The organism is Denitrificimonas caeni (assembly GCF_905120345.1).
GTDB lineage: Bacteria > Pseudomonadota > Gammaproteobacteria > Pseudomonadales > Pseudomonadaceae > Denitrificimonas > Denitrificimonas caeni_A.
In genome coordinates this window covers 194,658-207,891 of sequence record NZ_CAJHOA010000006.1, presented here as the reverse complement: position 1 = coordinate 207,891, position 13,234 = coordinate 194,658, and the positions used below count along the sequence as shown (strand labels likewise).

The window sequence follows — 13,234 nt, the reverse complement described above, 5'->3', positions numbered from 1 at the left end:
TTTGAATCTAGTGTTACTGGCCTGGGCATAAGGTCAGTCTGATTATTTGCTCGCTTTCAAAATCACAAACTTAGCATTCGCCGCGACGTGCTCGACCTTGCCAAAGAGTCGTTTAAGCGTGACGTGATAGCCCAAGTGACGGTTGCCAACGATCCATAATGCACCGTCTTTTTTCAGCGCGCGATAGCTTTGTTGAAACATACGTCTGGCTAAAAAATCGCCGACCACCTGCTGTTGGTGAAAGGGCGGGTTGCATAAAACCACGTCCAGCGTTTCAGGCTGTTCGGCGCCCAGACCATCACCGGCATAGATTGTTACCGGACGCTCGCCTAAGGCTTGCTGCCAGTTTTCCTGCGCCGATTGTACGGCCATGTAGGACTCATCCACCATCCGTAGCTGTGCCTGTGGATTGGTTAAGCCACAGACGATACCAAGTATGCCATTACCACAGCCGAGGTCGGCGACTTGAGCGTTACCTAAGCCCGTCGGTAAGTGTGGCAGAAAAAAGCGCGTACCAATATCTAGAGCTTCGCGACAAAAAATACCAGCATGATTACGTAAAATAAGTTTCGGCTTTTCTAATAGATACTCACTTGGATAAGGTGAGCTAGCCTGCGCTTTGCCTGTGGCGGTGACAAAGAGTAAGCGCGCTTTCTTCTCGGCAAGGCTGGCTTGTACCGTGCCAATATAGCGTTCCAGTAAATCACCGGCTGAACGGGGCAGGTGTTTGATCATACCTGCAGCAATGATCAGCGTATTTTGCTGAATCTGACTCTGTAGACGGATCAGTTGTTCTTCCAGTAACGCTAGAGTTTTCGGCACACGAATCAGCACGCAATCATAGGGGCCGTTAAAGGGCTGATCGGAACGGATGATGTCGACAGTGTGTTCGGTTAATTGATTAAGCTCAAGATTTTTACGGAGCGCTTGGTGGGCTAAAAATGAGTCGCCGCTGCTCTGCACTTGCATCTGTTTGCACAGACTCGCAGCGAGTGCGCCGAAGCTGTCGTTAAGCACTAAAGTGCGTGCATTGCTCGGTAGTGTGCAGTTACTGAGGTGTTTGAGCAGGTATTCGTCAGCGGCATCGAAAGCTTGCAATGGGCTGTTGTTTTGCTCTGGATAACGCAGCAAATCGAGTTGGGCAAAGTGGGTGTTGAGTATAGGCATAGAGATCGCAGGTGTTTGTTTGGCCATAAGTGGCGTATTAATAGGGCATACGTTAGTTAATGAGGTGCAGTATGAACGTGGCGCAAGAAAAGTTCACCCGGCAAACCATTACGCACTTGCATACATGGACACCGAGCTTGTTTAGTTTTCGTTGTACCCGCGATGTGGGTTTTCGTTTTACTGCGGGACAGTTTGCTCGGTTGGGTGTGCGTAAGGCCAGTGGCGCTATTGTTTGGCGTGGCTATTCGATGGTATCCAGTCCGTTTGATGAGTTTTTGGAGTTTTTCTCCATTGTTGTGCCGGGCGGGGAGTTTACCAGTGAGTTGAGTCAGTTGGCGGTGGGCGATGAGATTTTAATTGAGAAGCAAGCGCATGGCTTTTTGACTTTGGATCGTTTTGTCGATGGCGATAATCTTTGGTTGTTGTCGACGGGAACCGGGGTCGCGCCGTTTTTATCAATGCTGCAAGATTTTGAGGTGTGGCAGCGCTTTCAACGGATTATTTTGGTCTATAGCGTGCGTACGTCGGCTGAATTGGCGTATGGCGATTTGTTGGCGGAGATCGTGACGCGAGAGTATGTGGCTGGGTACGCTGATAAGTTTACCTTTGTGCCGGTGGTGACGCGTGAGGCGGTATCAGGTTGTTTGGGTACACGCATTACCGACCTGTTGATTTCAGGTGAGCTGGAGCGCTTTGTTGACTTACCGATGGAAGCTGATAATTCACGGGTGCTGTTGTGCGGTAATCCAGAAATGGTTGAGGATTGTCGGATGCTGCTGCAGAAACGCGACATGCAGTTGTCCTTAACGCGTAAACCGGGAGCCGTGGCTGTTGAGAATTATTGGTAACCTGCAGTCGTTTGGATCATGCTGTGTGTTTGAACATCATATAAGCTGTTCAAACATATAAACTTAATACGATATACTCGTCGTCTAGGTATAAAAAGCGCTGCTTAAAAACTAATAATAATGACTATATTGAGAGCGAGTCTATGGTCAAGACGAAATACCTTGGTTTTCAATCAGTCAGTCTAATTATGGCAATGTTATTCTGCTGTGTGACGCAGGCGGGCGAAAACATTCCGTTAGTTAATACAGGTACGACGCCCAAATCACTCGATAGGCCTGTAGGGAAGGTCATTCTTACGGTAGATGGGCTGATCAGTCACCACAACCTCAACACAAAAGCTCAATTTGATCTGGCGATGATTCGGGCGTTGCCAGCCTCGACTCTTTACACCTCCACTGTGGTAACTGATGGTGTCAAACGTTTTGACGGCGTGCTAGTGCGTGATCTTTTTGAGCTGCTTGGCCTCTCTGATCAGGCGTTGCATGTCGACGCCAGTGCCTTAAATGATTACCTTGTCGAAATACCCTTAGCCGATTTTTATGAGTATGACGTGCTGCTGGCCACGCATATGGATGGTGTACTGTTAAAGCCGATAGATAAGGGGCCGCTATGGATTGTTTATCCCCGTGATAGTCGCAGGAAATTACAAGATATTCGTTATGACTATCGTTGGGTATGGCAGCTAAAGCACTTAAATATACGTTAAGGCTCGGTAGTTATGACGCGTACTAAAAAATTATTGATACGTTATATATTGCCTTTAATTACTATTATATTGCTGCTGGCATTATTAGCGGTGGCACTCTTTCGATTGTCTGTTATTCAGCGTGAAATGCGTTATAACTCTAACGCTAATATGGTTTGGGTTGTTTACTATACGCACCTTGAAAGCTTGCGCTTAAGCGATGTGATCCAGAAAAAAGCACTTAACCCTGATGCAAATGTTGATTTGCTGTTTCGCTATCAAATGCTGTTAAGTCGTTTAAATTTACTGCATGACGGTCCGCAGTCAAGATTTTTCGATGAGGTCGGTTTGTTAGCCGAACTGAATACGCAGTCTGTAATGCTGCGACAGCTTGAGCCGCTATTGGGCGCAAGCCCTTTAAACCAAGCGCAACTAAAAGACTTACAGCACGCTTTGGATGAATTTAGCGCGTTTATGCTAAAAGCATCAGGGCGGGCGATGACGGCGCAGTGGGAAGAACTCGGTGCCGGTGTTGATATGAATCGGAATGCTGTGTTGGCTATTATTGTTATCATCATTGCGATTTTGTTTTGTAGTTTGTTTATTTCTTGGCAGTTGTTGATTGCGCTTAAACGTAGCCGAGAAAATGAACGGGTTAAACAGCAGCAGCTTGAGCTGCAAAAACAGTTAGAGCATGAGCGTAAAGTCAGTGAGCTTTACCGCAGTTTTGGAGGAATGGTCTCTCATCAGTTTCGCACTCCTTTAGCTATTATTGATGCAAGCATGCAGCGCTTAATTCGTGCTGCTGAACGTATGACGCCTGCGCAAGTGGTTGATCGAGCTGTCAAAGTAAAAGCAGCCACTGAACGCTTGACGCATTTAATTGAAAGTATCTTAAAGGCGGATCGTTTGCTCGAGCAGGTCGATATGCAGTTGCAGCGGTTTTCTTTAGCTGATTTAGTTCGGCAAGTCATTGATGAGCAGGCTTTCTTAAGTGTCAATCGTCAGGTGAGCTTTTCCGCTCAGAGCGGCAAAGACCTGCAAGCACTGTGTGATCCAGTGTTGGTCAGTGAAATTATTGGGAATTTTTTATCAAATGCTGATAAATACTCATCGGCTGATACAGCGATTGCAGTGTATATCTATCAGGAGGATCGCTGGGTCTGCTGTCAGGTTCAAGATCAAGGTCGAGGGATCTCGAAAGCTGATCTGCCTCATATCTTTCAGCGCTACTTTCGTGCAGGTTCAGTCGCTGATGTGGCCGGTACGGGTATCGGACTGTACGTTGCCGCAGAGCTTGCTGCGTTACAAAGAGGTAAGGTAACGGTGCGCTCGGATGAAAATAGCGGTTCAATATTCACCTTGTGCTTACCTCATCACTTTAATAAATAGTAGATTAAGGCATATGGAAAACTCACTAAGCCCTGCTGACACCATCATTCTTTGTGTTGAGGATGAAGTTGACCTGCGTGAGATCTTGGTCGAAGAAATGCGCGATGCCGGTTATCAGGTGATCGAGGCCTCTGACGGTAAAGAGGCCCTTGTTGTTCTACAGCAGACACGCCCCAGTTTGATTTTATGTGATATTGCGATGCCGCGAATGGATGGCTATCAGCTTTTGCAACATATTCGAGTACAGCATTCAGAGCTGGCTGATGTCCCTTTTATTTTTCTGAGTGCGCAAGACCAGATTGGGCAGATCGTCAGTGGTAAGCATGCAGGGGCAGATGATTACTTAGTCAAACCCGTAAATTTTGATCTGATGCTCGCGACAATTGATGCGCGTTTACGACAAGTACAGCGTTTACGCAGTCAGTTGCAAACCCAAGTCGTGCCGATAACTAATGCAGCAGCAGGGCCAGACGATGGCGTAAGTAAAGTTTTTCAGCGTATCTCAAAAACCCTAGATTTTATTAACTCAGGTATTGTTTTGCTCGACGCTAATGCGCAAACTTTATTGATGAATAACACAGCTAAAACGGTGATCAATAAAGCACTGTGCCCTGACATTACGGCAATGGTTAAGCTCAGTAATGAGCAAACGATATGGCAGCATGCGGCTATTCGACAAGCCATCATTGCGAGTAAAAATGGTGATGATTATATCGACTTTTTATCGCTCGCCTGTCATACAGGGCAGCGCGATGTCTTACTGACGATCTGCGCCTTAAAGGCTGAATCGACTTATAGCGATGAACCTGTCGTCGCACTGTTCTTCAGTCATAGCGGTAATAATGCATTGGTTCCGTTTAAGGCGTTGGAAGCGCTATTTCAACTCACTCCGATGGAAAGCCGCGTTGCTTGGGCGTTTGCACAAGGCATGCGCTCAGAAGAAATTGCCCAGACTTTTAGTATTTCGATGACGACAGTGGCTTTTCATAAACGCAATATTTTCCAAAAAACCCAAACCAATCGACAGGCTGACTTGGTGGCTTTACTGTTAACGCTGCCGACCACGCCTTCTGTCATGCAGCACTGATAAGCGAATAATGCGACCTGCTTGGCAAATTTAAGTTGAAAGTTGACTGCTGAGTCAGCCCGTTCGTTTAGACGGTTACCGCAACAGATAAAGCCGATAGTCTGTATCCCTAACACTTTATGCTGATGCAGTAAGGGGGCCGTCATGTGGGATTTCAGCTTAGGGACGTCGATTAATTTACTCGTTCGCACTCTGCCTTTTATATTACTGCGCTGTGCAGTGTATTTCGGCATTACCCTGGCATACATTTTAATGACCGGTGTCGGTGCTGGAGTGGGTTACGGAATTGGCGGCTTTGGAGACGAGAGTTTTCAAACAACGACAACGCTTTGGGGCGGTGTTATTGGGTTTGGTATCGTCGGAACCGTACTTTTTTTTGCGCGCGAGTACCTTTTATATACCGTTAAAGCGGGTCATATTGCTGTGTTGGTGCGCTTGATTGATGGTGAGGAACTGCCTGAGGGACGTTCGCAAATTTCATATGCCAGCCAAATCGTTAAACAGAATTTTGCACAGACCAATGTGCTTTTCGCTATGGATTTGCTGATTAAAGGTGTAATTACCGCCATCACTGGTTTAGTGCAGGGCATTACCAGCTTTTTACCGATTCCTGGACTGCAGCAACTCATGGGTGTGGTCAAAGCCTTCTTGCGCATTGCCGTGGGCTTAATTGATGAGATCATCCTCGCTTATATTATTCGCACCAACAGTGACAATCCTTGGCTTGCTTCACGTTCAGCGCTAGTGCTGTATGGGCAAAATGCTACGGTAATGCTGAAAAATGCAGCGTGGCTGACACTCTTCACCTACGGCTTATCATTCGGCGTCTTCATTATTATGCTCGCGCCTGCCGCCGCCTTGGTGTACATCATCCCCGGTGCTTGGTCAGCAGGCGGAATGGTCTTTGCTTTGCTCTTTGCTTGGGCAGTAAAGGTTGCAGTGATTGAGCCATTTGCTATCGCATGCTTATTGCAGGCTTACTTTAAGGTCATTAACGAGCAGACGCCAAGTCCCGAGTGGGAAGCGCGTTTGGATAAAGTGTCGAATAAATTTGGTGAGCTTAAAGGTAAAGCGCAAACTTGGGTTCAACCTGCCAAAACCACTACACCTACAGCTGAAGTGGCAGAGTGATTGGCCGCGCGGTTTAAGAGGACGAGAGTATGAACGCACAGGTTTTCCTTATTCTTGTTGTTGGTCTTCTATCGCCCTTAGCTGTACAGGCGCATGAGGTTTACCAAAACGCTTTAATGCGCATGGATAAAACCGCTCAGTTATTTGTCGCGAGTAACAATTATAGTGAGCAGTCCGTTGATGAGCTTACGGGGTCTCACTATTACTCTAAGAAAACCTTTCCAACATTTTCAGAAAACACTGCGCAGGCGTCCCATATTGATGCTGATCTGGATGCCTTGACTCGCGCCATTTTGATTCTCGACGCGCAAGAAGTTGAGTTGCCGCATGTTCGCTATCAGATCAACTACAGCATTAATACTGATACTGAGATACCTGAGTTAAAGCACCATTACATCGAGGTCAGCCGGTATAACTTAGGTCCAGCACGGCATCATGATTTGTTGCAGAATTTAGATGCGGAAAACGTGGCCCGTCTAGATGAGTTTGGTGTGGGTCCACATGTCAGTTGGCGCTTTGTTATGGCACCCGTGATGGGCATGCAAGCTGCTCTACTCTACGCTGCGCGCAAAGAAATCACTGACGAGGCAGCACAAAAAACGATGTGCTTTGCGCTATCCTGTTTAGCTTTAGAGGCACCAGAGCTACCTCAAGGACAGGTTCAGGTTTTGACGCCGCAGTCTGTCGCCCCTGCTCAATACCGTACAGAAAATCCTTATGGTGGGACACAACCCGCTCGGGTGCTTGAAGAGCTCTGGACTGAATTCAGCTCTGATGAGCCTTTGCCCTACAGTAAGGATAATCCGCAGTTTGTTTTTGTGATCTCCAGCAATGTCATTGGACAAGACAGCTTGGCCCTCGGTACGGGTTTGCAAACGATGGTCTTAGACGACGCCATTGCTAAAATTTGGTTGCAACGTTGGCACGTCGCCGACATGCAAAGCGAACTGACACAAGTTGTTATTTTAAGGTGATGCAACTATGCCAATGAGCAATTTTGTTTTATCTGTGCTTTTGCTGGCTAGGAAGAACACTCGAATAGCCGGTCTGGCCGTATTAGCAGTGCTGGTGAGCAGTTGTGCGAGCATGAGTGAACAAGAGTGCTTAACTGCTAATTGGCTGGATCAGGGCTTTCGTGATGGGCGCAATGGTGAGCCATTAACGCGCATCGAAGATCATCGTCAGGCTTGCGCAAAAGTAGGTGTTAGACCTGATCAAAGGCTTTACTTGCAAGGGCGTGATCGAGGGATTCTACATTACTGTACGTCAGACAATGCCGTTCAAGAAGGGCTTCTCGGTCGGCAATACCGTAACGCTTGCCCTGCTCACTTAGAGCACAGGTTTTTGATTTTTTATGAGCGGGGCAAGCAAATTTATGATGCTGAGCAATATATAGAGAAACTAAATAAGCAAACCAACCAACTAGAGCAGGCCTTAAAGCAAGAAGAGAATAAAGAGCAGCGCAGCTATTTACGTCAGGAGTTACGCGATGTAGATCGGCAACTACAACGCGCTCGTGAAGACCTGCGCTACCTCGAAAGACGCTTGCGTTATTGAGTCGTGAGATGGCCTTAATCACAGCGCTAAAGACCTTATGCCTCTGGAGATTATTATGCGTAGATTTTTAAATAAACTGGTGTTTGCTGTAGCAGCGTTAATGATGACCGCAGCTGTAGCAGCGACGCCACTGAGTCGAGCACAGGTGGAAAACTACATTGCCTCTTTTGCTGAGGCACAAACTTTTGCGGAGAAGAATCCGCTTAAGCAAAAAGACATCGATCGCCACCGGCCCTTAGTCTCAAGCGTTGAGTTGCTGGCTAAAGACTCACTGCATTACCAAGGTTTGAGCAGCATTGCACAGAAATATCATTTTCGTAATTTAGAGCAGTGGGCCGATGTGGGTGACCGCGTCATGCATGCCTATTTTATTGCTAAAGAAGGCTCAAGTGTGGCGTTTATCAAACGTAATTACCAAGAAGCTGAAGAGCGGATCAATAACAATCCAGACTATAGCGAGCAGCACAAAAAAGGCGTGTTAGTGGGGATGAAAAAAGGTTATTTACGCAATGTGAAAAAAATCCAAGAGGCACAACCTGACTTACCTGCAGTCACTGGCCTTATGGATGAGATTGCACCGCTTTATAAATAGCTGCGTTTTGTGTTTTTTTATCATGAAAACGCATGGCGCCTTAAACATAAAGGTGACTCTGATGAAAATTAATCTCCTATTGAGCGTACTTGTAAGCTTGCTAGTCACGGGCTGTGGCGAGTCCAATAGCGCTAGTCAGCCTGGATTATCCAAGCTTTATCAAGAACACTTTAAAGACGCTTGGGCGGTCAGCAATCAGGGCAAGCTGCCACTTAATGAGTGTGCTCGAGTGGTCGGTACCGCGGTCGGGATGGTCATGGCTAATAGGGATGAGAATAATCAAGCGCAACAAGCCTATGAAGCCTGTTATGTCGATGCGTTTGTTAATTATGCCAATGTGTATTTCACTCTAGATGATAATGCAAAAATTGAACGTGATAATACTCCCCAAGGTTGTTTGAAGTTCGCGCAGTCGCTACGCATGCATAAGTCTATTGTCGGTGGTTTTGCTGACAAGTTTGCCGTGGATACTAACGCTTTAGATCAGCGCATACGCAGCGGGTTAAGCGAGACTGCAGCGTTATGTCTTTGATTGGTCGGCTATTAACTGACACATACTGTTGAGTGAGGTGGCGATATGAAACCGCTCTATTCGTTTTTACTGGCAGGATTAGTGGCTGCAACAGCTAGCGCAAGCCTAGCTGCCGAGCAAACAATGATCGTACTGGATGCTTCTGGATCAATGTGGGGGCAAATTAATGGTAAACCTAAATTACAAATTGCCCGTGAAGCATTGGCCACCGTATTAGAGGGTGTGCCAGCCGATATGGAATTGGGCTTAATTGCCTATGGTCATCGCACAAGAGGCAGTTGCAGTGATATTGAAGTTGTAGTTAAACCCGCAGCCGGAACAGGGCCTGAGATTACTCAAGCTGCAGCTAAGATGAAGTTTTTGGGTAAAACGCCGCTCTCCGCTTCAGTGCTGAAGGCCGCTGAAGAGCTGCGTTACACCGAAGATAAAGCCACTGTGATCTTAATTACTGATGGTTTAGAGAACTGCCAAGCGGATCCTTGCGCGGTGGGGGCCGAGCTGGCTAAAAACGGCATCGATTTTACCGCGCATGTGGTTGGCTTTGATTTGACAGATGCGGAAGGTAAGCAAGTGGCCTGCTTGGCAGAAAACACGGGCGGCCGCTATGTGTCTGCGGCGAATGCCGATGAGCTACGCGATGCGCTGCTCAATACGATGGTGCAGCCTGCGAAAAAGGATACACCCAAAGAACCTGAACCTTTGCTGTTACCTGAAGCGACATTAGATCCTGATGAGAGTGTTGCAATAGGCGGCGACATTAACGTCAAATGGACGGGGCCGAATGCGGAAAATGACTATATTGATCTCGTCCCACAGAATTATAAAAAAACCTACGATGAGCTGACCTTCACGTACACCAAAGACGGTTCACCACTCACTGTGCGCGCAGCTGGCAAGCCGGGTACCTATACCGTGCGCTATATCTGGCGTGGCAGTGATAATAAACGTCATGTGTTAGCCGAGGCTGCAGTAGCAGTAACGGACAGCGATGTGGCCTTAGTTGCGCCCGATACTGTGCAGGCAGGCGGCATGATTGCTATCCAATGGAAAGGACCTGCCAATGAGCGTGACTACGTCGACTTAGTGGCAGACGGAGTTAAGAAAACCAGTGGTGAGCTGACCTATGTGTATACCAATACTAAGACTGAGCCCGAGGTTGAACTGCGCGCACCGACTAAGCCTGGCGTCTATAACATTCGTTACGTATTAAACGGCGAGGAGCAAAAGCGTGTTCTAGACAGCATCCCCATTACAGTGACTGAAGCTACAGCCTCAGTTTCTGCGCCCGAACAGATCGAAGCAGGTGCTGTTATACCGATCTTTTGGACTGGGCCGGCCGGTGAGCGTGACTATGTTGATATCGTTCCCACAGAGCACAAACGTATTGGTGGTGAGCTGACGCTCTTTTATACAAAAGATTCAGAGGATGGCGAGTCGCATGAACTGCAAGCACCGACCAAAGCGGGTGAGTACCAAGTGCGTTATATCTTACGCGGCTCAGGTGCTGATCGTGTCCTAGTGAAACAGCCATTTACCGTCATCGCTGCTGATGGCAGTGTTAGCGTACCTGAGAGCGTAGTAGCGGGTTCGGTTATAGCAGTGGAGTGGACCGGGCCTGCTAACCATGATGATTATGTGGATATTGTCCCCGTTGACCATAAGCGCATTGGTGGTGAGCTGACCTATTTCTATACACGTAACTCCGAAGAGGGTGAGCCTGATCAGCTAAAAGCACCGACTAAAGCGGGTGAGTACCGCGTGCGCTATATCTTACGCGGCGCCGGCGCTGCGAGTGTGTTGACTCAGCAGACCTTTACCGTAGTCGCCGCTGAGGGTGGCGTTAGCGTACCTGAGAGTGTGCCAGCAGGCTCTGTCGTGCAGGTCGAGTGGTCAGGCCCAGCTAACTATGATGACTATGTGGACATTGTCCCGGTTGACCATAAGCGCATTGGTGGTGAGGTTACATTTTTCTATACACGCGACTCAGAAGAGGGTGAGCCTGATCAGCTGAAGGCACCGGCCAAAGCGGGTGAGTATTACGTACGTTATATCTTGCGCGGCTCGGGTGCTGCGAGTGTGCTGACTAAACAAGCGTTTACTGTTAGCAAACCGGATGGCAGTGTCTCTGTGCCTGCTAGCGTCAAGGCTGAGTCTATGATTCCGGTTGAGTGGTCAGGTCCTGCTAATCATGATGACTATGTGGACATTGTCCCTGCTGACCATAAGCGCATTGGTGGTGAGCTGACCTACTTCTATACACGAAGCTCAGAAGAGGACGAGCCTGATCAACTGAAAGCCCCGTCTAAAGCCGGTGAGTATCAAGTGCGCTATATTTTACGCGGCTCAGGTCAGGCAGTCGTACTGGCGAAACAGGCTTTTACAGTGACAGATAACTAAATAAAAACGACCCATGGGTTTAACCGTGGGTCGTTGTACTGTTTATTTTACAGGCTCTTTTAGCTGCAGTCTGGCAGAGCTGTTAGCTTTTATTTTGTTGCTGGAGCAAGTCGCGGATTTCTCTGAGTAGGACTTCTTCGTTGCTCGGTGTTGGCAGTTCTGCAGGAGCAGCGGGCGCTTCTTCGGCAATCTCTTCTTCATGTTTGAGACGGTTGATGACTTTTACGCCCATAAAAATAGCGAAAGCTATGATCACAAAGTCAATAATGCTTTGAATGAATTTTCCGTAGGCCAGCATCACTGCAGGTAAGTCACCTTCAGCGGCTTTTAACGTCACCGCCAGATCGCTGAAATCAACACCTCCAATCATAACGCCCAGTGGCGGCATGATGATATCGCCCACAAATGAACTGACGATTTTTCCGAAAGCAGCACCGATAATAATACCGACAGCCATATCGACAACGTTACCTTTGACAGCAAACGTTTTGAACTCTTTAAGAATGCTCATGTTTTGTTTTCCATGCCGAAAATTATTTAATTAATGCTATGTGACAATATGTCACATTATGTTGCTCATTATAAAGGGCGTCTGCGGCAATATTTTATTTATTGTTGCTTAGCACTAAAAGTACTTTAGCTTATTGGCTACGAGCGACGGCGAATTTTGCCAGCTCGATCAGAGCATCACGGTAACCTGAGGCAGGAATAGGGTCGAGACAGTTGATCGCGCGTTGTGCGTAATCCTGTGCCAGTTTAGCGGTGTAATCCAGTGCGCCAGACGCTTCAACTGCTGCGCTAATGGCCACAAGGTCTTCAATACCACCCTTTTGAATGGCTTGGCGTACTAACGCTGCTTGCTCTGGGGTACCGTCACGCATGGTTGCAATCAATGGCAGGGTCGGCTTACCTTCGGCTAAGTCATCACCCACGTTCTTGCCAAGAGTTTCTGCGTCGCCGCGATAATCGAGTAAGTCATCGACCAATTGGAAAGCAATACCAAGGTTGTCGCCGTAAGTGCGCAGCGCTTCGGCTTGTTCTGCTGGTGCGCCAGCTAGAACAGCAGCACTATGGGTGGATGCTTCAAATAACATTGCGGTTTTGCCACGAATCACTTCCATATAAGTGGTTTCAGTGGTGCTGGCATCGCGTACTTTTGTCAGCTGTAGGACTTCGCCTTCAGCAATCACACGAGTGGCTTGTGAGATGATTTCCATCACTGGCAGCGAGCCTAAGCGCACCATCATTTCAAATGAGCGCGCATATAAGAAATCGCCAACCAAAACGCTGGGTGCGTTGCCCCACTTGGCGTTGGCAGTCGAACGGCCACGGCGTAAGTCAGATTTATCCACCACATCGTCATGCAATAGAGTCGATGTGTGCAAAAATTCAATAACCGCCGCAAGCAGACGTAAATCGTCATCATTCTTCCCCAGCGCATTACCGGCCAGTAATACCAGAAGGGGGCGTAGGCGTTTGCCGCCTGCGGAGATGATGTAATCGCCGATTTTTTCTACCAAAGGGATCCGTGAGGACAGCTGTTGTTTAATGATGCTGTCTACTGCAGCAAAATCTTCAGCGACGATTTGGTAAAAAGCCTGTGGTTGCATGACCCTGCGTACTCCAATATGGTTGTGCGGCATGCTATGAGGCGCGCGCCTATCTGTCAAGGCGAGCGCATCGAATGCTTGCGTCTAGATTGATCTGTGCGTACAATTCGCGCTCCTGAACTTTACTTGGGCAACTCCCTGCCTTACGCAATTGCTAGTGTGTCTTAATCCAATGCACAGCAGCCATGCCAACCGATACTGATTATTATAAAGCGTTGGGTGAGCAGGAATAACG

13 protein-coding genes are annotated in these 13,234 nt (G+C 47.8%); 10 read left to right on the top strand and 3 right to left on the bottom strand.

Going from position 1 to position 13,234, the window contains the following annotated elements:
* Positions 1 to 42: 42 nt before the first annotated feature.
* Entirely contained in the window at positions 43 to 1,167 is a 1,125-nt protein-coding gene (locus JYJ62_RS12445; RefSeq protein ID WP_205342539.1) for a methyltransferase, read from the bottom strand.
* A gap of 71 nt (positions 1,168 to 1,238) precedes the next feature.
* Between JYJ62_RS12445 and JYJ62_RS12440 the strand changes: the two genes are divergently transcribed.
* The 10 genes from JYJ62_RS12440 to JYJ62_RS12395 all read left to right on the top strand — a co-directional run bounded on the left by JYJ62_RS12440 (position 1,239) and on the right by JYJ62_RS12395 (position 11,389).
* On the top strand, positions 1,239 to 2,015 hold the full coding sequence (locus JYJ62_RS12440) for a ferredoxin--NADP reductase (RefSeq protein ID WP_205342538.1): 777 nt from the start codon (positions 1,239 to 1,241) through the stop codon (positions 2,013 to 2,015).
* A gap of 143 nt (positions 2,016 to 2,158) precedes the next feature.
* Complete coding sequence (locus JYJ62_RS12435) at positions 2,159 to 2,722, top strand: molybdopterin-dependent oxidoreductase (protein ID WP_205342537.1); 564 nt, start codon at positions 2,159 to 2,161, stop codon at positions 2,720 to 2,722.
* A 12-nt stretch (positions 2,723 to 2,734) separates the two neighbouring features.
* Positions 2,735 to 4,093, top strand: coding sequence for a sensor histidine kinase (locus JYJ62_RS12430; RefSeq protein ID WP_205342536.1), 1,359 nt, complete (start codon positions 2,735 to 2,737; stop codon positions 4,091 to 4,093).
* Positions 4,094 to 4,106: 13 nt separating this feature from the next.
* Positions 4,107 to 5,180 carry a response regulator gene (locus tag JYJ62_RS12425; protein ID WP_205342535.1) on the top strand — a complete coding sequence of 358 codons (1,074 nt, stop codon included), beginning with the start codon at positions 4,107 to 4,109 and terminating at the stop codon, positions 5,178 to 5,180.
* 144 nt (positions 5,181 to 5,324) lie between these two features.
* Positions 5,325 to 6,311 carry a hypothetical protein gene (locus JYJ62_RS12420; protein ID WP_205342534.1) on the top strand — a complete coding sequence of 329 codons (987 nt, stop codon included), beginning with the start codon at positions 5,325 to 5,327 and terminating at the stop codon, positions 6,309 to 6,311.
* Positions 6,312 to 6,340: 29 nt separating this feature from the next.
* Entirely contained in the window at positions 6,341 to 7,285 is a 945-nt protein-coding gene (locus tag JYJ62_RS12415) for a hypothetical protein (protein ID WP_205342533.1), read from the top strand.
* Between the two features lie 7 nt (positions 7,286 to 7,292).
* Positions 7,293 to 7,868, top strand: coding sequence for a DUF2799 domain-containing protein (locus JYJ62_RS12410; protein ID WP_205342532.1), 576 nt, complete (start codon positions 7,293 to 7,295; stop codon positions 7,866 to 7,868).
* A gap of 55 nt (positions 7,869 to 7,923) precedes the next feature.
* Positions 7,924 to 8,460, top strand: a complete 537-nt coding sequence (locus tag JYJ62_RS12405; RefSeq protein ID WP_205342531.1) for a hypothetical protein — start codon at positions 7,924 to 7,926, stop codon at positions 8,458 to 8,460.
* Between the two features lie 61 nt (positions 8,461 to 8,521).
* Entirely contained in the window at positions 8,522 to 8,992 is a 471-nt protein-coding gene (locus JYJ62_RS12400; RefSeq protein WP_205342530.1) for a hypothetical protein, read from the top strand.
* A 45-nt stretch (positions 8,993 to 9,037) separates the two neighbouring features.
* The gene (locus JYJ62_RS12395; RefSeq protein ID WP_205342529.1) at positions 9,038 to 11,389 is read left to right on the top strand and encodes a vWA domain-containing protein; all 2,352 of its coding nucleotides are present in this window, start codon (positions 9,038 to 9,040) and stop codon (positions 11,387 to 11,389) included.
* A gap of 82 nt (positions 11,390 to 11,471) precedes the next feature.
* On the opposite strand, the gene mscL is transcribed toward JYJ62_RS12395, so the two are convergent.
* On the bottom strand, positions 11,472 to 11,900 hold the full coding sequence (mscL, locus tag JYJ62_RS12390; protein WP_205342528.1) for a large-conductance mechanosensitive channel protein MscL: 429 nt from the start codon (positions 11,898 to 11,900) through the stop codon (positions 11,472 to 11,474).
* Between the two features lie 130 nt (positions 11,901 to 12,030).
* Positions 12,031 to 12,999 (bottom strand): polyprenyl synthetase family protein, encoded by a 969-nt coding sequence (locus tag JYJ62_RS12385; RefSeq protein ID WP_205342527.1) that lies wholly within the window; start codon positions 12,997 to 12,999, stop codon positions 12,031 to 12,033.
* Between the last annotated feature and the right edge of the window lie 235 nt (positions 13,000 to 13,234).